Raw genomic sequence first — 24,067 nt, forward strand, 5'->3', positions numbered from 1 at the left:
TTCACGGCCGACCGGCCCGGGGTGAAGTTCGTCGGCGACATCACGTACATCCACACTTGGCAGGGTTTCATCTACCTCGCGACCGTCATCGACTGCTACGCGAAGAAAGTCGTCGGTTGGTCCATCGCCGATCACATGCGCACCGAACTCGTCGCCGACGCCCTCAAGAACGCGGCCGCGACGACCCGGATCGAGCCGGACGCGATCTGGCACTCCGACCGCGGCAGCGTGTACACGTCCGCCGAGTTCCGGGCCCTGGTGACCAGCCTCGGCATGCGGTCCTCGATGGGCCGCACGGGCGTGTGCTGGGACAACAGCATGGCCGAATCGTTCTTCTCGATGCTGAAGAACGAGCGCGTCTACCGGACCGTGTACGCGACGAAGACGCAAGCACGCAGCGACGTCATNAAACACTAATTCCGCTGTCCGAAATCTCCGCGGCAGCTCACGGAAGGCGGCGATCGCGGAGCTGTTCAGTGTCCGTCGAAAGGTCGCCGGCATTGCCACGAACCTGAACGAGCTGGCCCGGTACGCGAACGCGGAGGGAACTTCCCGGCCGAGGCCAAGGCGGTCACTGCCGAGTTACGTGGGTTGTTCCCGAGGGTCACCGCGGCGGTTGATCGGCTGGCCGACTCGTGATGCCGAACGTCACGCGAACGACCGCATGGGCGGTCTGCTGAGCTACCTCGCGGGGGAGGGGCGCTCGAACGAGCACGCCGAGCCGCACTTGGTGAACGGCGACTCTGCGACCTTCACCCTTTTCGGTGACAGCGAGCTTGCGCCGTCGACGGCGTTGGCGGTCGCCAAGCACCTCGACGAGCCCCGGACGGCGTTCGGGGTCGAGGTCAACGGCGGCCACGTCTGGCACGCCAGCCTCAGCCTCCGTGCTGAGGAGGGGCAGCTGACCGACGAGCACTGGGCGACGATCGCGGAGCAGTTCGTCGACCGGATGGGATTCACTGAGGCATCCGGCAAGGCCGGTTGCCGGTGGGTGGCCGTTCGGCACGGTCTGTCGAAGGCCGGCAACGACCACATCCACATCGCCGTCAACCTGGTGCGGGAGGACGGCACCAAGGCGTCGATCCACCACGACTACTCGCGGGCTCAGTCGATCGCCCGCGAGCTCGAGCAGGAGCACGGGCTGCAGCTGCTCGAGTCGCGCGGGTCGGACATGGCCATGCGCGGAGAGCGCCCGGGGGAGCGGGAGATAGCCAACCGCCACGGCGACGACACGTTGGCGTCCGTGCGCCTCGAGCGGAGCGAGCGTGCTGCTGCCGCAGCGTCACTCGACGAGGGCGAGTTCGTGCGCAGGCTGCACCAGGCCGGCGTGCTTGTGCGGTCCCGCTTCGCCGCCGATTGAGACGATATCGTGGCCGGCTACTCCGTCGCGCTTCGACCCGGGAGTCGGGACGAGACGATCGTCTGGCATGGGGGTGGGCGACTCGCCCGTGACCTGACCTTGCCGCGGCTTCGGGACGGCTGGCCGGACACCCCACAGTCGGCGCAGGTCGGCGTCGACGAGTGGCAAGCGACCTGGCGAAACCCGATGCGGTACACGCCGGTAACTCCCGGCCGTGAGCAGCACGAGCCCGGCCCTGAGCTGTGGCGCGAGTATACGGACCAGGTGACGCAGCTGCGCGACCAGCTGAGCGCGGTCGACCCAACCGACCGCGCGACATGGGCGCGCGTCGCCCGCGAAACCAGCGGCGCATTCGCCGCATGGTCGCAGTGGGTCGAGGCGACACCTGGCCCGCTCGCGGACGCTTCGCGGACCCTCGCCCGCACGGCTCAGATCAGGGCCCGCGACGTGGGACGCAAGAACACGGCCGGTCCTCGCTCGATCGCGGGCGCGGCGAACCTCCTAGCCACGGCGACCACGCATGGCCAGGGCACGCAGGCTGAGGCGATGCTATTCCGTCAGCTGATGCGCACAGCGCAGGCGATCTACTCGATGCACCAAGCCGTGAACGAGTCACGCCGTGCCGCGGGAATCCATAACGCGCTCGGCGCGCGACTGGATGCCGTGCGAGCCCGGATGCCCGAACTCGTCAGTGATTCTGCAGGCGATGTCGCGGCTGAGATCCCGATGACCGAGACGCTGCGCCAGGCCACCGGAGGGCAGGCGCCGACACGGCCAGCAGGCAGCCCGCGCCGCGGCCGCAGGTACCGACTACGCCGCCCGAGCGCGGCGCCGAGAGATAGGGGAGAGCCATGGCAGAGCTACAGGCCGATGGAGTGCTCGAAGAAGCCGAGGGGAATATCTGCCAGCAGCTCATGGCTGCGGCGCAGTTGGCCCGCTCAGCGGTCCAGGCACGACAGGACGCCGCCCAGTGGGCGACGCGCCGCGACCTCGAGGAAGCACGTCAGCTGCAGGCGCAGCTCGACGCGCAGAAAGTCGCCGCGCGGGCCGAGCTCGCTCCCGTCGACGAGTCGTCGTGGAGGGACCAAACCCAGGTGCGCGCCGTCGCCCGCGCCTACGAAACGGCCGTCACGTTCCGCGACGAAGATCAGGCCACCGGCGACGCTGAGAGCCGCATCCGCCAAGACCTGCGGGACCGGTACGACGTCGAGGTTTTGGAGACGGGCGCCGATCCCGTCGTGGTGCGAGCCACGCTCGCCGATCGCGCCACCGAGCGGGCCGACCGCGACGAGCGCCACGCGCAGGCTCGCGACGACCAGGACCGCGCCGCCGACATCGGGGACGACGCGGAGTTGTCGTGGGACTCGGCCGATTGGCGGGAGTTGCACGTCGCAGGCATCGAGGCCGCCTCCGACCGGGCCACCGCGGCGACCGCATGGAAGCAGGACGACGTCGACCAGGCCCGCCCTCCACGCGACGCCGTCAAGGGGGCACGCCCGAATTCGTCCCGCCCGAAGACCCCGATGGCCGCGTCGGGTCTTCAGATCGGGCTGGAGAGATGAGCGACCCCCTCTTGGTATCTGGTGACCGCGCAGCTTCGGTCTGCGACGGAACGTTGAAGTGCGATTGACACGAGAATTCCCGGCCCGCGGTAAAGTGCTAGCGAGACCAATCGAACATGGGGCGAATAAAGACAACTACGGAGGCCAGGAGATGAGCGCTGTGAGTCCATCAGGATCGACGATTCGTGACGTTGCTCGCGTTGCTGGCGTGTCGCTGGGCACGGTGTCAAATTACCTCAATGATGTTAAGCCAATCTCACCGAAGACACGTGTTCGCATCGAACAAGCCATCGAGAATCTTGAGTTTGTGCCGAATCGAGCGCTACGAACCATGCACGGCGGCCGGTCGCCGGCGATTGGGTTTGTCGTTTCAGACTCCCCTGATCCGTTCTTTGTTGAGGTTGCAAGAGGTGTCGAGGACGTTATCCGGAGTGCCGGAATCGTCCTAGTCTCATGTAACACGAAGGGGAAACAGGAGTATGAGAGTTCCTACGTTAAGGTCCTCGCAGAAATGCGAGTCACCGGGGCGATTGTCATGCCGTCGTTTGAACACAGCGATGTTCCATTCCGTGGCCTTCGAGCTTCCGGCGCCGGGCTGGTCGTGCTCGGTGAGTGGGACGACGATACTTGTGCCATCAGCTTCGATGATCGGCTGGGCGGCCAACTCGCCATTGAGCACTTGATTGAGCTCGGTCACACAGACATCGTGTTTCTTGGTGGCCCGGGCGGCGAACATCAGATTGAGCAGCGCTATCTGGGCGCTCTAACCGCGCTGTCCCCGTTCTCTCCGGACGCTTCGCTTCGACGAGTTGACGCGGCCGGTGTTACTGTCCAGGACCGGGCATTTCTTGCTGATCAGGTTCTCGCGCTAGATCCACGACCTACCGCGATATTCGCGGCTAGCGACACGCTGGCACTCGCGGTGCTCAACGAATTGCTACGCAGAGACATAAGGGTCCCTGGCGAGATGGCCGTTGTCGGATTCAACAATATTGCCGCGGCGCAGCTTGCGGTGGTTCCGTTGACGACAGTGTCAGTGCCGCAATACGAGATGGGCATAAGAGCCGCGCAGCTCCTTCTCGACGAGCTCAGGCCGGGCCACGTTCATCAACAGCTGCTCCTGAAACCTAACCTGATAGTTAGGGAATCAACGAGGTCTGTGGCTACTCCAGGGCTCGAGGGCCCAACCAACAAGGCGAGCAGGCGGCGCCCGCAGGACTGACGGACTTGACGCGACCGTTTCGAGACGGTAACTTCGACCCAAGGTGAAATGGTTCACCCACAGCCCAAGCACACCTCGAGTCTGGCTCGCCAGAGAAAGAAAGTCTGAGATCATGAAATCTTCAATGAAGAAGATGGTCATCCTTACCGCATCCGCGGTAGTCGCGATGTCTATGGCAGGTTGCAGCTCGACCCCCGCTGGAGACTCCACTGGCGGAACCATCACATTTGTCACCTACACGGGCGGCGCCGCCGGAGAGAAGTACGTCGACGCCGTTGCTGGCTTCGAGGCGGATAACCCCGGGATCAAGGTCAACCTTGAGGTTGTTCCAGGAGATGCCACTTACGACAGCCTCGTTACCACTCGAATTCAGGGCAACAACGCCCCTGACATCTTCGAGGTTCTGAATCCGCTTGCCGGGGCCGCGTCATACATCGACGCCGGCCTGCTTCGTGATCTCTCAGATCAGCCGTGGGTGAGCACACTGGTTCCGGGGGTCGCCGCTGCTTCAGGTGTGACAGGTGGCAACACGTATGGACTGGTTACGTCCCTCGCGTCCGCGGGCGTGTTCTACAATAAGGACATCTTCGAGGCCAATGGTCTGGAGGTCCCGACCGACTGGGATCAGTTCCTCAGCGCAGTCGCCACTCTGAAAGCGACCGGGGTAACCCCGCTGGCTGTGGGCGCGAAGGATGGCTGGCCTCTCATGGTGAATGCACAGGCCATGGCCGCTAGCGACCCAGCGTTCGCTGACCCCGGTAACGAGACTGCCGCCGGACTAGCCGATGGCTCAATCAAGTTCAGCGAGAACGACAGTTGGAAGACGATGGTCAAGGACTTCTCGGACCTCGTGAACGCAGGTGGCTTCTCTCCCGACGCCTCAGGGGTAACCTGGCCGTCTTCGGCGGAAGACTTTGCCGCCGGGAAGTCCGCAATGCTCATTCAGGGCGACTTCGCCATCCCTGCCATTCGAACCGCGAACAAGGACATCAACCTCGGCTACTTCCCGCTGCCTTACGTGGCCGCTGGCGAGACTCCCGCAGTTCTGAGCTACTATCAGGGCGTGCTTGCGGTCCCGGAAGCAGCAAAGAACTCTGATCTAGCCCTGAAGTTCCTCGCCTACCTTGCGGACCCGAATGTTGCAACTGGATTCCTGACAACCGCAGCAGCGCTGCCTACCGTACAGGGCGCAGAACCCACGCTCGATCCCGCTATCGCGGAGATCCTTCCTGCACTGCAGAAGAAGTCGGGTGATTCAGGTCAGTCCGGATTGACACCAGCAACCAACACGGCGCTGCAGACTGGACTGCAGAGCATCCTCGCTGGCAATGGTGATGTCGCTTCAGTGCTAGCGGCTCTGGACGGAGCCCAGGCGCAGTAGTCGGTAGGCGCAATGACGTCGCCCGGACCTTCTAGTTGGTTCGGGCGACGTCTGTCCAACCATCGACTTCAGGAGAAACATGACGAGCTATAGCCTGCCCACCAGACGACGTTTCGCCCTGGGTGAACGAGCTACCCGAACATTGTTCATCGTGCCTGCACTTGCGATTTTCACGATTGTGATGCTGGTACCTGTGGCGATGAACGCGGGATATGCGTTCACTGACTGGAACGGATTCACCCAAGACTTCGGTTGGGTTGGTCTGGCAAATTTCGCGCACATCGGCGCGGACGTTGCCACGCGTACGGCGTTCGTCAACACGCTTGTGTTCACTGCCATAAACGCGCCCCTGCAGATCTTGATCGGCCTGATTCTCGCCCTGTCTTTGCGTTCGACGAGTCGGTTCATCGTTGGCGTTCGACTGATTGTCGTGATGCCGATAGCGGTGAGCGGCGTGGTGCTCGGCTTCATCGGGACGATCATCTTTGATCCGCGCACCGGGATACTTGCCGCGCTTGCGGAATCCACAGGGCTCGAATTCATCGGCGCCAACTGGCTGGGAGATCCCAAGCTCGCGATGGCTGCCGTGATCGCGATGAACTTGTGGCAATGGTCCGGCTTTACCATGCTGATCTTTCTTGCTGGCCTCACAAGCATTCCCGAGGAGCTGTACGAAGCCGCACAGCTCGACGGCGCATCACGGTGGCAGCAGTTCAGCCAGATCACCTGGCCGCTGCTCTCACCGGCTGCGACGATAAACATCGTCCTCACGCTCATCGGTGGTCTGAAGATTTTCGACGTCGTGTATGTACTTACTGGCGGTGGTCCGGGAGACGCGACTCGCACCGTTGTCATGCGAGTCGTCACCCAAGGCGCAACCTCCAACTACGGCTACTCCGCGTCCATCAGCGTAACGCTGACCATACTCACCATGATCGTGGCGCTGGTCGCACTTGCGGTGCTGCGCAGAAGAGAGGCCCGCAACTCGTGACGCGTCCACACTCGCCCTCAGAAACTTTCGCGAAACGATTGAGTGTGATTCCCGCGATTATCTGGGCGGTTCTCATTCTTGTCCCACTTGCGTACTTGTTCATCATTCCGTTCCGGACTCAGCAGGAGTACAGCGCCAACCCCCTGGGGATCCCAGCAGGTTTGAATTTCGAGAACTACGCGACCGCATGGAATCAGGGTCAGCTCGGCACCGCCTTTGCCAACACCATGGCGGTCACGGCCGTATCAGTAGCTGCAATCATCGCCCTGTCGTCGGCAGCGGCGTATGCACTCTCACGCTGGCGAGGGCGAGCCGGCTCGAGACTGTTCACTGTGTTTGCGCTCGGCCTGATCGTTCCCTTTCAATTGGGCTTGCCGACCCTTTACAAAATGTGGGCTGGAGCCGGACTCGTCGACAACCTTCCCGGTGTCATTCTCATTCAAATCGGGGCGGGGATCCCTTTGGCTGTCTTCTTGTATTACGGCTTCCTGTCAGGGGTCCCCCGCGAGCTCGAGGAAGCGGCAAAGATCGACGGTGCTAGCGACCTTCGCGTGTTCACCAGCCTGGTCTTTCCCCTTCTGAAACCAGCAACAGCAACTGTCGCGATCCTGTCGACGATCACGGTCTGGAACGACCTGATCGTCAGCCTTTATTTTCTTCAGTCCAAGGCGAACCAAACACTCCCGAAGGCCACCATCGGGTTCCAAAGCACTTTCAACAACGACGTGCCCGTTTTCTTCGCCTGCGCCGTTCTTTCGCTCGTCCCCGTCCTCATCGCTTTCATTGCGCTTCAAAAGTTTGTTCTTTCCGGACTGACCGCCGGCGCGTTGCGTAGCTAACTACGACACAACAACCTCACCCCCTGACCACCCATTTGATTGATAAGGCCAATGACAGCTCAGATCTTCGCTTACTACTTCCCCAACTGGCACACCGACCCACGCTCCTCCGAGTGGTTCGGCAAAGGCTGGACAGAATGGGATCTTCTGCGAACCGCATCCCCTAGATTTCCGGGCCACCGCCAACCCCGCATCCCGGCGCTTGGCGAGTTTGACGAAGCTGACCCAGCCGCAATGGATACACAAATAGATCTCGCGGTAAGCCACGGAGTAGATGGCTTCTTGTTCGATTACTACTGGTACGAGGACGGCCCCTTCCTTCAGCGCGCTCTCGATGAAGGATTTCTTCCAGCGCCGCGATGCAAGGAAGTGAAATTCGCCCTCATGTGGGCAAATCACGCATTGGTAGATATCTTTCCCTCACGAAATGTGGATGGAAGCGGCCAACTCCTCGTTTCAGGCGACGTCGGCCGGTCCGCGTTCGAGGAAATGGCACGGCACGTCACCGACAAATACTTTGCCGAGGACAACTATCTGAAAATGGGGGATCGGCCGTTCCTCTCGATTTACGACCTCGACACTCTGGTTACTGGTCTTGGCGGCGTTGAAGCCACAAAAGACGCACTTCAGTGGTTCGGAAGCCACGCCCGAACCCGAGGTCATGCTGGCATTCACCTTGATGGCGTCGTCCGCGGTCAGAATGAACTCCCTGGATCCACGTCGCTCGGCGACCCAAGAAATCTTCTCTCGTCCCTCGACTTCGATTCAGCTTCGTCCTATGTATGGATTCATCATGCGTCCGCTGATGAAGTTGGCTTCCCAGCAGCTGATTGGGATCACGTGCGAGACCTCGCGTTCGAGTCTTATGAACGTATCGCTGGAAGTATTGGCGTGCCCTTCTACCCCAATGTCACGGTGGGGTGGGACTCTACGCCGCGCACAGATTTCGCAATCCCATTCGAACTTGGGTCCTACCCCTGGATACCAGCGGCAGACCCTGACCCTACGCAATTCCAGGAGGCCGTGGAGGAAGCGCTTCGGTTCCTCGACCGTCATCCCACGGACCACCCGCTGATCACAATCAACGCCTGGAACGAATGGACTGAAGGATCAAGCCTTCTTCCTGACACCCATCACGGCCTCGGCTATCTGGAAGCTCTTCGCGAAGCACGGCACCGTCACTCGCGAGCAGAGGCAAGACCGTGACGTCCAGCCGGGGCTGTTGCCGGCCATTGGCCCTAGTCACATCCAATGAGGCGATGCCCCATTTTGGGGAGCCGCCCGAGTGACCACACGAATCGCGCTGGCACTCAAGTTGCCAGCTGAGGCGCTGCCGGAGTACGCGCGCCGACACCGAGACATGAGCGACGACATGCGAACGTCTATCACCGCACACGGCGGTCGCAACTTCTCGATCTTTGCCGCGCCCGCGTTGGGCGTGGTCATCGTCTATGTCGAGGTTGATCGTATGGATCTGTGGTCCCGCGGCGCAGACACCGAGATCACCAAGGCGTGGTGGTCATACATGGCACAGATCATGCCAACCAACGAGGACCTGTCACCCGTCTCGACCGATCTCGATCTGGTGTTCCACCTCGATTAGCGATGCTCTTGCCAACCTTGGGCCGGGGCACTAACGTCAGTGAAACAGTTCACTTACGGAAAGGTTGTCAACGATGCCACCCACATCCCACCCACGCATGCGTGCACTCGCACTGGGGCTCGCATTAATAACAGCGGCGGCGATTGCAATAGCGGTACCAACCGAGCAGCCCGCATCCGCCGCCGTAAGCACTCTGAATGACTCAGCCCCCGCCTTTAGCTATTCATCGGGATGGACTTACACCACCAACCCACCGAGCGGGTACGCAAACGGCGACGCTCACTACGCCACATCTGCCGGTGCGACGGCAACCGTCGCCTTCACTGGGGTATCGGTGACTTTGATCGGTGGCACGAATTCGTTGCACGGGCGTGCTGACGTGAAAGTTTGCGATGGCTCGGGCAGCAATTGCGGTGCGACGACCATTGTCGACTCGTATTCGCCGACCACGCTTACGCAGCAGGTCCTCTACACGGCGTCGGGTCTGCCGGGAGGCTCACACACGCTCGTTGTCACCGTTCGTTCGGACTCGACCGGTCAAGGCACCTACACCGACATCGATCTGATCTCTGTGGACGACGGTCTCACTTCTATTACGGGCACCCGATACGTCGACAATCGTGTCGGCAGCTCCTGCTCAAACTCCGGTGCCGGAACATCAACGTCCACCCCATGGTGCGACTTCACACCCGTCAACGATAGGACCCTCGCCCCGGGTGCCCAAGTGTTGTTGGCCAGAGGAGCAAGTTTCGCCGGGCCACTTCGTCTTACCGGAAGCGGAACAAGCTCGAGCTGGATCACACTGGGCGCCTATGGCGCTGGCGCCTTGCCTATCATTCACGGATCTGGCTTGGCGACAGATCGCACCGTGATTGTGACAAATCCCGACTATTGGCATATTCAGGATTTGGAACTGACGAACGCGGGCATGGGCCTCCTGATCCCTTTCACGAGTCTCGGCCATACAGGTCTCGACGTTCACGGCCTGTGGGCTCACGATCTGTTCGGCATCTTCAATGGACGTGGCGAGGTCGCTGACTATCCGGACACCCAAAACTCATCGGCGATCACAATCACGGCGGCAGGAGTGCCGACAACGAGCCTTGGGCAGAATGTGCTGTCGAACATCTCAATCCGTGACAACCGCACACAGAACACGTCGGGCGTGTACCTAATGGCCGACCCTGGCTTCACGGGCACACCGTCCTACGCGCCGTCGACGTTCTCCAATATCGACGTCACGAACAATCGCTTCGAGGAAGCGAAAGCACCGATGATTGCGATTGAGGCCTCTTCCAATGTCAAATTCGTTGGGAACTGGCTTGATTGCAAGGGTCACGTCTACGAACCTCAGGGCACGACGTGCTTCTTCCTCACCGCGGTTGACGATGTAGTGATTCAAAATAATGTCGTTGCGAATATGCCGGACAACTCCACTCATGATCAGACTGGTATCGATCTTGAGTATGCGGTCAACAACGTCCGGATCCGCGGCAACCTATTCGCAAACAACGCGGGCGCGGGAGTAGAGATGCTCCAGCTCGCCAATCGATCGAACGACTTCAGCACCGGAACGGTTATCGAGCAGAACGCCTTCTACAACAACGGTGCTTCCGGCCAGAAAGGCCACATCGCAATCGATTCCTACGTGTCGACGCCACCCCAAGCGACCATTCGCGACAACGTGTACCAGGTCTCGCCCAACGGATTCATTAGCAACGTCAACGGGAATCCCCCCCTTACGAACGTCACGCAATCGAACAATCTCTCGGTGAGTTCGATCTACCCGGCGGCCTCGCAATTCTCTTCAACCCAAGGCCAGAATGGCTGGGCCTCCCAAACCTATAGCGATTCTGGAGTCTGGACCAACATGGCTACGTATACGGCGGTCCCATCGAAATGGTCAGCGGGGGGAGGGTCCAGTATCGACGCTTTCACTTTGACGCCCGGAGTGGGTTCGTCTCAGTGGGTCGCTCGGACGTGGACCGCACCGAGCGCAGGTACGGTACGCATTACTGGCCGAGTCGCAATGAATGCCGTGACGGCGGCAGGGTCGAGTGTCCTCATTGAACGGAACGGTACCCCGGTCTGGCCGACGGCAGGCGGCTCGTACTACAACCTGTCAGCGGGCGATCGCAACGGAGTCGACGCAGACGTGACCCTCGCGGTCGCAGCTGGCGACACGATTCGATTCGTCGTGTACGCCGGCAACGCAACCGGCGCAGCAACCAGTTGGACTCCGAGTATCAGTTACCAGTAATGCCTTCACTGCTCAGAGGATAGATCACTCGCTAAGCAAACCCCGCCAGCTACATCCTGGCGGGGTTTGCAGTGTGTAAATCCGCGCGGGCAAATCTTCCGCTACTCGCCGGAAGCGGGAAGTCGATTCTCGAGCTCTGGGCTGCTAGGGTTGCTTCGGTGAAACAGTTCACCACTCGCATCGGCACCGCCGCATACGACGGTGTCCCTGACTGACTCAACGAAGAGGACCATCATGAAATCCTTTGCCGCAGTCGCGACGCTGCTCGCGGAGCAGGAGATCGAACTTCCCTCGTGGGCGTTCGGCAACTCCGGAACGCGCTTTAAGGTGTTCACCACTCCCGGAACGCCCCGCACTCCCCAGGAGAAGATCGCGGATGCCGCGCAGGTGCACAAGTACACCGCGCTGTCGCCGTCGGTCGCGCTGCACATCCCGTGGGACAAGGTCGACGATTACGCCGCGCTCTCCGCCTTCGCGCAGGAGCACGGTGTGGCCCTCGGCACCATCAACTCCAACACCTTCCAAGACGACGCGTACAAGTTCGGCTCGCTCACGCACACCGACGCTGCCGTGCGCCAGAAGGCGATCGACCATCACTTCGAGTGCATCGACATCATGGATGCCACCGGCTCACGTGACCTGAAGATCTGGCTCGCCGACGGCACCAACTACCCGGGCCAGGGCGACATCCGGGGCCGTCAGGACCGCCTGCAGGAGTCGCTGCAGAAGATCTATGACCGCATCGGTGAGAACCAGCGCCTCGTTCTCGAGTACAAGTTCTTCGAGCCGGCGTTTTACCACACGGATGTCCCGGACTGGGGTACCAGCTATGCCCAGGTCGCGGCGCTCGGCGACCGCGCCCTCGTCTGCCTCGACACCGGACACCACGCGCCCGGCACCAACATCGAGTTCATCGTCATGCAGCTGCTGCGCCTCGGCAAGCTCGGCTCGTTCGACTTCAACTCGCGCTTCTACGCCGACGACGACCTGATCGTGGGCGCGGCAGACCCGTTCCAGCTGTTCCGCATCCTCTTCGAGGTCGTGCGCGGCGGCGGCTACGGTGCCGACTCGGGCGTGGCCTTCATGCTCGACCAGTGCCACAACGTCGAGGACAAGATCGCCGGCCAGATCCGCTCCGTGCTCAACGTGCAGGAGATGACGGCGCGCGCACTGCTCGTCGACACCGACACGCTCAAGGCCGCGCAAGACGCGGGCGACGTGCTCGGCGCCAACGGCATCCTCATGGACGCGTTCTACACGGATGTTCGCCCCGACCTCGCCGCATGGCGCGAGTCGCGCGGACTCGCGGGCGACCCCACGGCGGCGTACGCGGCATCCGGATACCAGGCGAAGATCGCTGCCGACCGCGTGGGTGGGCAGCAGGCAAGCTGGGGGGCATGATGACCGACCTTTCGACACTGCTCCCGGCCAAGACGCGCCGCAAGACCCGCATCGGCCTCGTGGCCGGAGGTCTCGGCACCTACTGGCCGCAGTTCCCAGGGCTGCTGCCCCAGCTGCAGGACTCCGCCCGCTACGTCTCCGACCGGTTCCAGCAGCTGGATGCCGAGGTCGTCGACGTCGGCTTCATCTCCGACGCCCAGGAAGGTGTCGCCGCGGGCGAGAAGCTGCGCGAGGCCGACTGCGACCTCATCGTCATGTTCCTCACCACGTACCTGACCTCCTCGATGGTGCTGCCGATCGCACAGCGCTCGAAGACCCCGGTACTCGTGATCGACCTGCAGCCGACCGAGAAGATGGATCACGCCAACTTCGACACCGGCCTGTGGCTCGCATACTGCGGGCAGTGCCCCGTGCCCGAGGTCGGCAACGTGTTCCGCCGGGCGGGCATCCCGTTCCGTTCCGTGTCGGGTCACCTCCGCCAGGAATCGGCGTGGACCCGTATCGAGCAGTGGATCAACGCCGCGCACATCCGTGCCGCCTTGCGCCACGCCCGTCACGGCCTCATGGGCCACGTCTACCCCGGCATGCTCGATGTCTCGACCGACCTCACCCTGCTGCCGACCACGTTCGGCTCGCACGTGGAGGTTCTCGAGTTCGACGACCTGCGCCAGCGCGTCGAGAAGGTCACCGAGGCGGAGACCGCGGCCCGCATGGACCTCGCGCGCCAGATCTTCACGCTGGATGACACCGTCGTCGACGACGACTTCGCCTGGGGCGCGACTGTCTCGGTGGCCCTCGACCGGCTCATCGAGGACTTCGACCTCGACTCGCTCGCGTACTACCACCGCGGACTCGACGGCGAGCAGCACGAGCGCCTGGGCGCGGGAATGATCCTCGGCGCGTCGCTGCTCACGGCACGGGGCATCCCGGCCACCGGTGAGTACGAGCTGCGCACCACGGTCGCCCAACTCGCCACCCACGTCATCGGCGCGGGCGGCTCGTTCACCGAGATCCAGGCCCTCAATTTCGTGGATGGCGTCGTCGAGATGGGCCACGACGGCCCCGCGCACCTCGCGGTCTCGTCTAAGGACCCGCTGCTGCGCGGCCTCGGGGTCTACCACGGCAAGCGCGGCTACGGCGTGAGCGTCGAGTTCGACGTGCAGCCCGGCCCCGTCACCCTGCTCGGCCTCGGGCAGGATCAGGACGGCAAGCTCGCGTTCTTGGCATCCCAGGGCACGGTCGTGCCGGGACCGCTGTTGGCCATCGGCAACACGACCTCGCGCGTCGACTTCGGTCGCGACCCGGGTGAGTGGGTCGACGAGTGGTCGGCGACCGGCATCGGTCACCACTGGTCGCTCTCGCTCGGTCACCGCGCGGGCGACTACAAGGCCGCGGCGAGCCTGCTCGGCATCGACTTCAGGCAGGTCTGATCGTGGCGTTGACCGTCGTCGCGGTGCTCTCGGCCAAGCCTGGCAGGGGCGCTGCGGTCATCGAGTCCTTCCGCGAGGTGTCTCCGCTCGTGCACGAGGAATCCGGCTGCGAATTGTATGCCGCGCACCTCGAGCAGGATGGCGACACCGTCGTCATGGTCGAGCGCTGGACCACCCGTGCCGACCTCGACGCTCACGCCGCGGGAGCACCGCTCCAGCGGCTCAACGAGCTGAACGCCGACCTGCTGACCAAACCATACGACGTGTGGTTCCTCGACAACGTACCCCTCGGCGACCCCGCCAAGGGGAGCATTCCCCTCTAACCAGGAAGTTCCTCCCTTGTCTTCAACTCCCGCCGACCTCATCGCGCGCAGCAACCGTCTCGGTTCCGACCCTCGCGTCACCAACTACGCCGGAGGCAACACCTCCGCCAAGGGCACCGAGACCGACCCGGTCACCGGTGAGTCCGTCGACCTGCTCTGGGTCAAGGGATCCGGCGGCGACCTCGGCACCCTGACCGAGGCCGGCCTCGCGGTACTGCGGCTCGACCGCCTCCGCGCGCTCGTCGACGTCTACCCGGGAACCGACCGCGAGGACGAGATGGTCGCGGCCTTCGATTACACGCTCCACGGCAAGGGCGGGGCCGCTCCCTCCATCGACACCGCCATGCACGGCCTGGTCGATGCGGCACACGTCGACCACCTTCATCCGGATTCGGGCATCGCCTTCGCGACCGCCAAGGACGGGGAGAAGCTCACGAAGAAAGCTTTCGGTAACAAGGTCGCGTGGGTGGACTGGCGTCGTCCCGGCTTCCAGCTCGGCCTCGACATCGCGGCGATCAAGGCCGCGAACCCTGAGGCGATCGGTGTGATCCTCGGCGGCCACGGCATCACGGCGTGGGGCGAGACCTCTGAGGAGGCCGAGAAGAATAGCCTCTGGATCATCACGACCGCCGAGGAGTTCATCGCGGCGAAGGGCAAGAAGGCCCCGTTCGGTCGCGCGGTCGCGAAGAACGCCGCGCTCCCCGTGGCAGAACGTCGCGCCAAAGCCGCGGCCCTGGCGGCGACCATCCGCGGCATTGCCTCGCACGACCGCCCCATGGTCGGCCACTTCACCGACTCCGACGTCGTTCTCGATTTCTTGGCCTCGGCGGATGCCCCGAAGCTCGCCGCGCTCGGCACGAGCTGCCCCGACCACTTCCTGCGGACCAAGGTCAAGCCCATGCTGCTGGACCTGCCCGCGAACGCCACCGTCGAGAAGTCGATCGAGCGACTCAAGCAGCTGCACGAGGCCTACCGCAAGGCCTACACGGCCTACTACGACAAGCACAAGGTCGCAGACAGCCCGGCGATGCGCGGCGCCGACCCGCTCATCGTGCTCGTGCCCGGTGTGGGCATGTTCAGCTACGGCGCCAACAAGCAGACCGCGCGTGTAGCCGGCGAGTTCTACGTCAACGCCATCAACGTCATGCGCGCCGCCGAGGCGATCTCGAGCTACGCGCCCATCAGCGACGCGGAAAAGTTCCGCATCGAATACTGGGCCCTCGAAGAGGCCAAGCTCGCCCGAATGCCCAAGCCGAAGTCACACGCCACGCGCATCGCCCTCGTGACCGGCGCCGCCTCCGGCATCGGCAAGGCCATCGCGACGCGCCTCGCGGCCGACGGAGCGTGCGTCATCATCGCGGACCTCGACCTCGCCAAGGCGCAGGAAGCTGCCGTCGAGATCGGTAACACGGATATCGCGGTCGGCCTGCAGGTCAACGTCACCGACTCCGCCGCGATCGACCAGATGGTGCAGGATGCCCTCCTCGCCTTCGGCGGCATCGACATCGTCGTGAACAACGCCGGCGTCTCGCTGAGTAAGCCGCTGCTGGAGACCACCGAGAAGGACTGGGACTTCCAGCACGACATCATGGCCAAGGGCTCGTTCCTGGTCTCGAAGGCCACCGCCCCCGTGCTCATCGAGCAGCAGATGGGCGGCGACGTCATCTACATCTCCTCGAAGAACTCAGTGTTCGCGGGGCCGAACAACATCGCCTACTCCGCGACTAAGGCTGACCAGGCGCACCAGGTGCGTCTGCTCGCGGTCGAGCTCGGCGAGCACGGCGTGAAGGTCAACGGCATCAACCCCGACGGAGTCGTGCGCGGCTCCGGCATCTTCGCCGCGGGCTGGGGCGCCAACCGCGCCAAGACCTACGGGGTCGCGGAGGAGGATCTGGGCAGATTCTACGCCCAGCGCACCATCCTCAAGCGCGAGGTCCTGCCGGAGAACGTCGCGAACGCAGTATCCGTTCTCACCGGCCCCGACCTATCGCACACGACCGGCCTGCACATCCCCGTGGATGCGGGCGTGGCCGCCGCCTTCCTGCGATGATCGCGAGTCTTGCCGCAGTTGACCTGGGCGCCACGAGCGGCCGGGTCATGCTGGGGCACGTCAGCCACAACCATCTGAGCGTGCGCCCCGTCGCGCGCTTCCCCAACATTCCGGTGCGTACGATCGACGGCCTGCACTGGAACATCCTCGAGCTCTATCGCAGCGTTGTCGCTGGTCTCGGCGCCGCCGTGCGCGAAGACCCCGCCATCGCGAGCGTGGCCGTCGACTCGTGGGCCGTCGACTACGCGCTCATGCGGGGCGGCCGGATGCTCGGCACCCCGTACCACTACCGGGACGAGCGCAACCTCCCGGCGGTCGAGGCTACGCACGCCCTCGTCGGCCCCCAGGAGTTGTACGCCGCCAACGGCCTGCAGTTCCTCTCGTTCAACACCCTGTACCAGCTCGCCGCCGACCGCTCGGCGGGTGTGCTCGACCTCGCCGACGGCTTCTTGCTCATCCCCGACCTGTTCAACTACTGGCTCACCGGCCAGCAGTTCGCCGAGCAGACCAACGCCTCGACGACGGGGCTGCTGTCGATCTCGACAGGCGACTGGGACCACGCGCTCATCGAGCGGCTCGGCCTCCCGCGCGGCGTGCTGCCGTCGCTCGTGACCCCCGGAACCCCGCTCGGCGGGCTGCTGCCGTCCGTCGACGTGGCGAGCAGCATGACCGTCACCACGGTCGGCTCGCACGACACCGCGTCGGCGGTCGTGGCGGTTCCCGCGACAAACCCCGACTTCGCGTACATCTCGTGTGGAACATGGGGTCTCGTGGGGGTTGAACTCGAGCATCCGGTACTTACCGACGCCGCGCGCGCGGCGAACTTCACCAACGAGGGCGGCGTCGACGGGCAGGTGCGGTTCCTGCACAACGTCATGGGGCTGTGGATCCTGAGCGAGTCGGTGCGCGACTGGCAGCGGACTGATCCGACCCTCGAGCTGCCCGGGCTGCTGGCTGCCGCTGCCGCGCTCGCCACCCCGGTATCCGTGTTCGACGCGGACGACCCCACGTTCCTGGTTCCGGGCGAGATGCCCGCCCGCATAGCGGAGTGGTGCCGCGATCATGGCGTGTCGGCCCCCCGGAGCCCGGTCGAGTTCGTCCGCAGCATCATCGAGAGCCTCGCGGTCGCGTTCGTCAACGCCGTGCGCTCGGCATCGGAGTTGTCGGGGAAGACGGTCTCGGTCATCCACATCGTCGGCGGCGGCTCGCAGAACGAACTGCTGTGCCAGCTCATCGCCGACCGAGCCGGGATGCCCGTGCTCGCGGGCCCCGTCGAGGCGACCGCTGTCGGGAACGTGCTCGTACAAGCGCGGACCCACGGGCTCGTGGACGGATCGCTCGAATCGCTGCGCTCCCTCGTCGCCACGGCGTTCTCGCCCAGGAGACACCTTCCAAAAGGTTGAACCAAATAGGGGTGCATTGAACCCAATTGCACTCTAAACGCCAGGTGTCGAGGAGGATCCCTGGCCGGCAAGAAGCCGCTCGGCCTCGCCGCGGTTGCGAAAATTGCGGGCGTCTCGACCGGAACGGTCTCGAACGTACTTTGAAATCCGCTAAAGGTCCGTGCGACCACGCGAATGCGGGACTTGGACGCTATTGATGCCGCGCAGTTTTTGCCTAACCGTGCGGCGGCTACCCTGCGGCAAGGCCATAGCCGAATGCTTGGCCTCCTACTCCCACCCGAGCGAAAGCCAGAGCACAGGTTGGCGCGGATGCCCCGATCCGCCACGGACTGGGACAAAGGGATCACGATCATCAAACGGGGCCGGATCTACCCCGACGGTAGTGTGATGCGGTATCCCGAGAAGCAAAATGGGGACGTGACTGAACGAAGGTCAACGGCAATTCCGACTCCCGGCACGTCGACATGGCCGTCGACCTGATGCTCGGCTTGGCGTCGCTGTCGTTGCTCGCAAGCCTCGTCGGCCACCGGGAAGCGCGTGAGGTGTCAGTATTAACTCAAAGAAAGATTGGCCAAATGGAAGGGGCGGACCGCGCTCCGGCCGCGGGGAGTCACCTACCGTTGGGGATCGGCGAATTTGACCCGCTCGCCAGAAACTCTCCACAAAGCAACGGGAACTACTCGGCAACAGACGGAACCAGATCGGCGTAAACTCAACCGGGCAAAGCGACATCCATCCGTAACGGCGGGTTCTCAGCCCACTGGCACCGTGGTGCTCATACCTAGCTCAATTGGCAGTGCAACTGACTCTTAATCAGTGGGTTCCCGGTTCAAGTCCGGGGGGGTGCACCAGCAGGGGCCGGCTTCTTCGAAAGCCGGTCTTTTTTTGCGCCTGCGGGTTGTGCCGTTGTGGCGGGAATCGCCGGGGCTACTCTGTCTCGAAACGGACGAAGGAGCACGGATGCTGTCGAGCGAACTGCTGATCGATGCCTACGGCCGGATCCGCGGCGCAGTCCACAACGTGCTCGCGGATGCCGGCCCCGAGATTCTGGCATACCGGCCGGATTCGCAGGCGAACTCGGTCGCCTGGCTGGTCTGGCACCTGACCCGGGTGCAGGACGACCACCTGTCCGAGATCATGGAGGAGAAACAACTCTGGACCGCAGCCGGGTGGGCGGAGCGTTTCGCCCTTCCGTTCGAGAACGACGCCACCGGATACGGCCAGACCGCCCTCGAGGTGGGGCAGGTGCGCCCCGACGCCGACCACCTGGGCGGCTACTTCGACGCCGTCCATTCCCGCACGGTCGCGTGGCTGCCGACCCTGGTCGCCGCTGATTTCGGCCGGGTCGTCGACCTGCGGTGGACGCCGCCGGTCACTCTGGCGGTCCGGCTGGTGAGCGTGCTCGCGGACGACCTTCAGCACGCCGGCCAGGCGGCCTACGTGCGTGGTCTGGCGGAGCGCGCCGGACTCTGACGCCCGCCCAAAACCGACGCCCGGCCAAAACCGACGCCCGGCTCTGAGCCAATTCGACGGAGATTCTGATCTAAAAGTGCCCTTTCGGTACAGTTCAGGGCTGTTTCCGGCAGAATCTCCGTCGAATTCGTTCGGGCACGCCGTTTGGACGCCGCACCGGCCGCACCGGGCGGGCCCGGCCGCCCTAGCGGCGCTTCCAGGTGTATTCGTTCTCCGGCCGTCCCGGGGTTCCGTAGCGGGGCTGCCGGTCGAGCGTTCCCGTGTCGGCCAGATGCTCCAGGTAGCGTCGGGCGGTCACCCGCGAGATTCCGAGCTTCTCCATCACCTCGCTGGAGGAGACGGGTGCGGTCTGCAGCTTCAGGAGCTCGATCACCGCACCCAGCGTGCCCTCGGACAGGCCCTTGGGCCGGGGCAGGTCGGCGGGTGTGCGCAGGCTGGCGAAGGCGAGGTCCACGTCGTTCTGGCTGGTCACAGCGGTGCGGGCACCCAGGTGGATCCGGAAATCCCGGTAGTGCGCCAGCTTCTGGGCGAAGGTCGCATAGGTGAACGGTTTGATCAGGTACTGCACGATTCCGGCCGCCACGGCACCGCGCACGATCTGCAGTTCGCGCACGGCCGTGATGGCGATGATGTCCGTGGTCAGGCCGGCGGCACGCATCCGTCTGCTGACGTCGAGGCCGTGCAGGTCGGGCAGGGTCATGTCCATCAGGACGAGGTCGATCGGCTGCCCGGCCGCCGAGGCCGCGGCGAGGGCGCGCAGGCCGGAATGGCCGTCCGAGGCCGTCCCGGCGTGCACGAAACCGGGCAGCCGCCCGAGGTAGGCCGCATGGGCCTCGGCCGCGATGGCGTCGTCTTCGACGACCAGAACCCGGATGTCCCGCTCAGCCATGCGCTGCTCCCGTCGGTTCCGCGACGGCCACGCCGGTAGCCGGGCCGGGAGTCGCGCTGATGCCCGCCGCGTCCCGGTGGGGGAGCGTGACCGTGAACAGGGCACCCACGCGCCGGGTGATGGTGAGGTCGCCCCCGAGCCGTTTGACGGTCTGCCGCACGAGGGCGAGCCCCAGGCCTCGGCCGTAGGCGCCCGGCTCCTTGGTGCTGTATCCGCGCTGGAGGATGTCGGTCACGGCCTCCGGCGCGACGCCGGGACCGCTGTCGGCGACCTCGATGGTGACGACGTGCGCGGTCGCCCTGACGGTCAGGTGCACGGTGCGGGGTGCGTCACCGCCGGCGGCCGCGTCGAGGGCATTGTCGACCAGGTTGCCCACGACGGTGACCAGGTCCTGGCCCGACAGGCCGGAATCGGACAGCGACCCGGCCGCCTCGACGGTCAGCAGCACCCCGAGCTCACTGGCCTGGGCGAACTTGCCCATCAGGAGCGCGCTGAGCACCGGCTCGTCGACCGAGTCGATCATGTCGTCGGTCAGCTGCTGGCTCAGTTCGAGGTCCCTGGTCGCGAAGTCGAGGGCCTCGGCACCGCGCCCGAGCTCCATCAGGGACACGATGGTGTGCAGACGGTTCGCGTGCTCGTGGGTCTGGGCGCGGAGGGCATCCGAGAGCGTGCGCGTCGACTGCAGCTCACTGCCCAGGTGCTGCATGTCCGTGTGGTCGCGGATGGTGGCGACCCAGCCCATGGGTGCGGGCTGGTGGCGGCCGACGGCGGGCAGGAGGGCGGGCTTCTGGCTGACCACCAGCACGCGCGTGTCGGTGAGGTGGATTTCATCGACCGCGGACCGGCCGCTCTGCAGCAGGGCACCGAGCCCCGGGGGCAGGTCGAGCCGGTCGAGGCTGAGCGCGGCCGCGACGGATGCCCGCCGGCCCGGTCCGGGCGACGGCACCGCGGTCACCCGGACCGGTACGCCCAGCAGCCGAGCGGCCTGGTCGTTGTAGAGCACGACCTCACCGGAGAGGTTGACCAGCACGAGCCCCTCACGCACGGAGTGCAGCACGGAGTCGTAGTAGACGAACAGCTGGGCCAGCTGTTCCGGCCCCCAGCCGAGCGTGACCCGGCTCAGGTAGCGTCCGAGGAGCCAGCTGGCGACCGTGCCGGCCGCCAGCAGGATCAGGGCCACGGCCAGCACGGCCGGCAGCCGTGCGCTCAGGGCGATGGAGAGGTTGCTCGTCTTCACTCCGGCGGCCACGAGGCCGAGCACGGCACCCGTGTCATCGGTGACCGGCACGATCGCACGCACGGATGGCCCGAGGGTGCCGGTCGTGACCTCGGTGAAGGGCTCCCCGGCCAGGGCAGGCTTGACCGTGCCGATGTAGGGCCGCCCGATTTCGGACGGCGTCGGGTGGGTCCAGCGGGTACGATCGGGGGCCATGATCGTGATGAAGTCGAGCCCGGCATCCTCGGTCACCCGCAGCGCGTAGGGCTGCAGGATGCGGCTCGGATCAGTCGAGCGGGCGGCCGCCAGCACCAGGGGGCTGTCGGCGATCGAGGTCGCGACCGACAGCATCCGGTTCTCGGCTTCCGCGAAGCCGCGGTCCCGGGCGTCGACGAAAGCGGCCGTGCCCACGAAGACAGTCATCGCGAGGATGAAGAGCGCGTTCGCCAGGAACAGGCGACGCGCAATGCTCCAGTCGTGCCCCATCGCATCCTTCTTTCGCGCCGTGTGCGGCCGTTCGCCTGCGGGCATCCGTGACCAATATGACCGCAACGACGGTGTATCGGACCCGGTCGACCAGTGTGGACTTCACCACGGCTCGCCGCGGGCGCATCTGGCGCCTGCCTCCAGCCTAGTTACCAGACAAAGGAGTCTTGACATGGCATCGCTGCCCTCCACCCGTGCTGCAAAGCCGGCGAAGAAGAAGTTCGACAAATCCCACTATCTCTATATGGCGGTCATCGTCGCGGTGATCCTCGGCGTCGTCGTGGGCCTGCTCTTCGGTGGCGCAGACGGATTCGCCGTATCGCTCAAGCCCCTCGGTGACATCTTCATCGCCCTGATCAAGATGATGATCTCGCCGATCATCTTCTGCACGATCGTCCTCGGCATCGGATCCATCGCCAAGGCGGCCACGGTCGGCCGGATCGGCGGCCTGGCCCTGGGTTACTTCCTGATCATGTCGACCTTCGCGCTGGGCATCGGCCTGTTCGTGGGCAACCTGGTCAAGCCGGGTTCGGGTCTGGACCTCAACTCGACCACCTTCGTGCCGCCGGAAGCCGTCGAAACGAACTTCTTCCTCGGCATCATCCCGACCACCCTGTTCTCGGCGCTGACCGCCGGCAACATCCTGCAGACCCTCCTGGTGGCGCTCATCGCCGGCTTCGCCCTGCAGAAGATGGGAGCGGCCGGCAAGCCGATCCTCGAAGGCATCGCGCACGTTCAGGCCCTGGTCTTCCGCATCCTGATCATGGTCATGTGGCTCGCCCCGATCGGTGCCTTCGGTGCCATCGCCGCCGTCGTCGGTGCCACCGGCATTCAGGCCGTGATCAGTCTCTTCGCTCTGATGGGTGCGTTCTACCTGACCTGTGCACTCTTCATCGTCGTCATCCTCGGCGGCCTGCTCAAGGTCGTCACCGGCGTCAACATCTTCAAGCTGATGCGCTACCTCGGCCGCGAATACCTGCTGATCTTCTCGACCTCCTCCTCCGAAGCCGCGCTGCCGCGCCTGATCGCCAAGATGGAGCACCTCGGCGTGTCCAAGCCGGTCGTGGGCGTCACAGTTCCCACCGGTTACTCCTTCAATCTGGACGGCACCGCCATCTACCTCACGATGGCGTCGCTGTTCATCGCGACCGCCATGGGCCAGCCGCTCAACCTGGGCGAGCAGATCGGGCTCCTCGTCTTCATGATCATCGCGTCCAAGGGTGCCGCCGGCGTTTCGGGTGCCGGACTCGCGACGCTCGCCGCCGGTCTGCAGTCGCATGCGCCGCAGCTGCTCGACGGTGTCGGGTTCATCGTCGGCATCGACCGGTTCATGTCCGAGGCCCGTGCGCTCACGAACTTCACCGGCAACGCCGTCGCCACGGTTCTGATCGGCTCCTGGACCAAGGAGATCGACCGGGCCCAGGTTGACCTGGTGCTCGACCGCCACGCCCCCTTCGACGAGACCACGATGATCGCCCACCACGGTGTGCCGACCGCGGCCGAGACGGCACGGGAAAACGAAAAGGCGGCTCAGACGGCGTCACTCACCGTCTGAGCGAGACCGGGCCTCTGACCGGGGGGTGAGACCGAAATGGGGGGCGGATGCCGTCCGGGGAGAAATCTTCCCCGGGCGGCATCCGCGGTTTCCGGGCTCGCTTCCTCCTCCACAATGTGGGTCTGATCGGCTTATCCACAGCATCCACGGATGCCGGGGCAGTGTCGGTGGGTGCCCCTAGCGTAGGTCTCATGAAGCCGTCATTCATCGAAGAGCGAGAGGCCATGGGCCGGCATTTCGACGCCATCGCCGAGGCAGAACGCGACATCGCCGCGGCCTTCGCCCGGCGGGCCGAACGGGTCGAGGATGCCCGCCGGTTCGGGCAGGCCATCGCGCACAATGCCCGGGTGCCGGGGGCCCGGCGAGACGCACGTGAGGTCGCCGAACGGGAGTTCTCGAGCGAGCTGGCCTGCACGATCCGGGTGCCGCAGCGCACCGCGGAGAACCTGGTCGCCGAGAGCCGGGCCCTGGCCCAGGAACTCCCGGCGACCCGGGCGGCGCTGGCGGCGGGCGAGATCAGCTACCGGCACGCGCAGGTGGTGGTCAATCAGGCCTGGTCGGTGCCCGCGGAAGGGCGGGTGAAATTCGAAGCGGCCGTGTTGAAATCGGCGGGCACGCTGACC

General features: G+C 64.5%; 19 protein-coding genes, 1 tRNA gene and 2 pseudogenes. 20 read left to right on the plus strand and 2 right to left on the minus strand.

Features of this window, described 5'->3' with window-relative positions:
* The 18 genes and pseudogenes from E3O49_RS04790 to E3O49_RS04870 all read left to right on the plus strand — a co-directional run.
* Positions 1–414: pseudogene (locus E3O49_RS04790) on the plus strand (IS3 family transposase); the annotation flags it as partial.
* A gap of 250 nt (positions 415–664) precedes the next feature.
* Positions 665–1,360 (plus strand): relaxase/mobilization nuclease domain-containing protein, encoded by a 696-nt coding sequence (locus E3O49_RS04795; protein WP_134451076.1) that lies wholly within the window; start codon positions 665–667, stop codon positions 1,358–1,360.
* Between the two features lie 851 nt (positions 1,361–2,211).
* Entirely contained in the window at positions 2,212–2,922 is a 711-nt protein-coding gene (locus tag E3O49_RS04800; RefSeq protein WP_134434718.1) for a hypothetical protein, read from the plus strand.
* A gap of 151 nt (positions 2,923–3,073) precedes the next feature.
* Complete coding sequence (locus tag E3O49_RS04805; RefSeq protein WP_134434717.1) at positions 3,074–4,144, plus strand: LacI family DNA-binding transcriptional regulator; 1,071 nt, start codon at positions 3,074–3,076, stop codon at positions 4,142–4,144.
* A gap of 124 nt (positions 4,145–4,268) precedes the next feature.
* On the plus strand, positions 4,269–5,525 hold the full coding sequence (locus E3O49_RS04810) for an ABC transporter substrate-binding protein (protein ID WP_160141022.1): 1,257 nt from the start codon (positions 4,269–4,271) through the stop codon (positions 5,523–5,525).
* A 79-nt stretch (positions 5,526–5,604) separates the two neighbouring features.
* On the plus strand, positions 5,605–6,516 hold the full coding sequence (locus E3O49_RS04815) for a carbohydrate ABC transporter permease (protein ID WP_134434715.1): 912 nt from the start codon (positions 5,605–5,607) through the stop codon (positions 6,514–6,516).
* A gap of 44 nt (positions 6,517–6,560) precedes the next feature.
* Positions 6,561–7,355 carry a carbohydrate ABC transporter permease gene (locus E3O49_RS04820; RefSeq protein WP_134434714.1) on the plus strand — a complete coding sequence of 265 codons (795 nt, stop codon included), beginning with the start codon at positions 6,561–6,563 and terminating at the stop codon, positions 7,353–7,355.
* 51 nt (positions 7,356–7,406) lie between these two features.
* A complete protein-coding gene (locus E3O49_RS04825; protein WP_134434713.1) occupies positions 7,407–8,561 on the plus strand; it encodes a glycoside hydrolase family 99-like domain-containing protein in 1,155 nt (384 codons plus the stop codon).
* Positions 8,562–8,640: 79 nt separating this feature from the next.
* Positions 8,641–8,958, plus strand: coding sequence for an L-rhamnose mutarotase (locus E3O49_RS04830; protein WP_134451080.1), 318 nt, complete (start codon positions 8,641–8,643; stop codon positions 8,956–8,958).
* A gap of 97 nt (positions 8,959–9,055) precedes the next feature.
* Complete coding sequence (locus E3O49_RS04835) at positions 9,056–11,218, plus strand: right-handed parallel beta-helix repeat-containing protein (protein ID WP_134451082.1); 2,163 nt, start codon at positions 9,056–9,058, stop codon at positions 11,216–11,218.
* A gap of 234 nt (positions 11,219–11,452) precedes the next feature.
* Positions 11,453–12,619 (plus strand): L-rhamnose isomerase, encoded by a 1,167-nt coding sequence (rhaI, locus tag E3O49_RS04840; protein ID WP_134434710.1) that lies wholly within the window; start codon positions 11,453–11,455, stop codon positions 12,617–12,619.
* Complete coding sequence (locus E3O49_RS04845; RefSeq protein WP_134434709.1) at positions 12,616–14,049, plus strand: L-fucose/L-arabinose isomerase family protein; 1,434 nt, start codon at positions 12,616–12,618, stop codon at positions 14,047–14,049. Before rhaI ends, E3O49_RS04845 begins: the two co-directional genes overlap by 4 nt.
* A gap of 2 nt (positions 14,050–14,051) precedes the next feature.
* Complete coding sequence (locus E3O49_RS04850) at positions 14,052–14,372, plus strand: putative quinol monooxygenase (RefSeq protein ID WP_134434708.1); 321 nt, start codon at positions 14,052–14,054, stop codon at positions 14,370–14,372.
* 16 nt (positions 14,373–14,388) lie between these two features.
* Positions 14,389–16,422: a bifunctional aldolase/short-chain dehydrogenase gene (locus E3O49_RS04855; RefSeq protein WP_134434707.1), complete on the plus strand. Its 2,034-nt coding sequence runs from the start codon at positions 14,389–14,391 to the stop codon at positions 16,420–16,422.
* Positions 16,419–17,825 (plus strand): rhamnulokinase, encoded by a 1,407-nt coding sequence (locus E3O49_RS04860; protein WP_134451084.1) that lies wholly within the window; start codon positions 16,419–16,421, stop codon positions 17,823–17,825. Before E3O49_RS04855 ends, E3O49_RS04860 begins: the two co-directional genes overlap by 4 nt.
* Positions 17,826–18,100: 275 nt before the next feature.
* Positions 18,101–18,269: pseudogene (locus E3O49_RS18995) on the plus strand (IS30 family transposase); the annotation flags it as partial.
* Between the two features lie 337 nt (positions 18,270–18,606).
* Positions 18,607–18,676, plus strand: a tRNA-Lys gene (locus E3O49_RS04865).
* Between the two features lie 109 nt (positions 18,677–18,785).
* Complete coding sequence (locus E3O49_RS04870) at positions 18,786–19,298, plus strand: mycothiol transferase (protein WP_134451086.1); 513 nt, start codon at positions 18,786–18,788, stop codon at positions 19,296–19,298.
* Between the two features lie 184 nt (positions 19,299–19,482).
* On the opposite strand, the gene E3O49_RS04875 is transcribed toward E3O49_RS04870, so the two are convergent.
* Both E3O49_RS04875 and E3O49_RS04880 read right to left on the minus strand, forming a co-directional pair.
* Positions 19,483–20,187 carry a response regulator gene (locus E3O49_RS04875; RefSeq protein WP_134402401.1) on the minus strand — a complete coding sequence of 235 codons (705 nt, stop codon included), beginning with the start codon at positions 20,185–20,187 and terminating at the stop codon, positions 19,483–19,485.
* On the minus strand, positions 20,180–21,889 hold the full coding sequence (locus tag E3O49_RS04880) for a sensor histidine kinase (RefSeq protein ID WP_134451087.1): 1,710 nt from the start codon (positions 21,887–21,889) through the stop codon (positions 20,180–20,182). The genes E3O49_RS04875 and E3O49_RS04880 overlap by 8 nt, the downstream gene beginning before the upstream one ends.
* A gap of 172 nt (positions 21,890–22,061) precedes the next feature.
* Between E3O49_RS04880 and E3O49_RS04885 the strand changes: the two genes are divergently transcribed.
* The gene (locus tag E3O49_RS04885; RefSeq protein WP_134405845.1) at positions 22,062–23,444 is read left to right on the plus strand and encodes a cation:dicarboxylate symporter family transporter; all 1,383 of its coding nucleotides are present in this window, start codon (positions 22,062–22,064) and stop codon (positions 23,442–23,444) included.
* Positions 23,445–23,635: 191 nt separating this feature from the next.
* On the plus strand, positions 23,636–24,067 hold a 432-nt coding region (locus tag E3O49_RS04890; protein ID WP_160141023.1), incomplete at its 3' end, for a DUF222 domain-containing protein.

It is taken from the genome of Cryobacterium shii (assembly GCF_004402595.1).
GTDB classification, from domain to species: domain Bacteria; phylum Actinomycetota; class Actinomycetes; order Actinomycetales; family Microbacteriaceae; genus Cryobacterium; species Cryobacterium shii.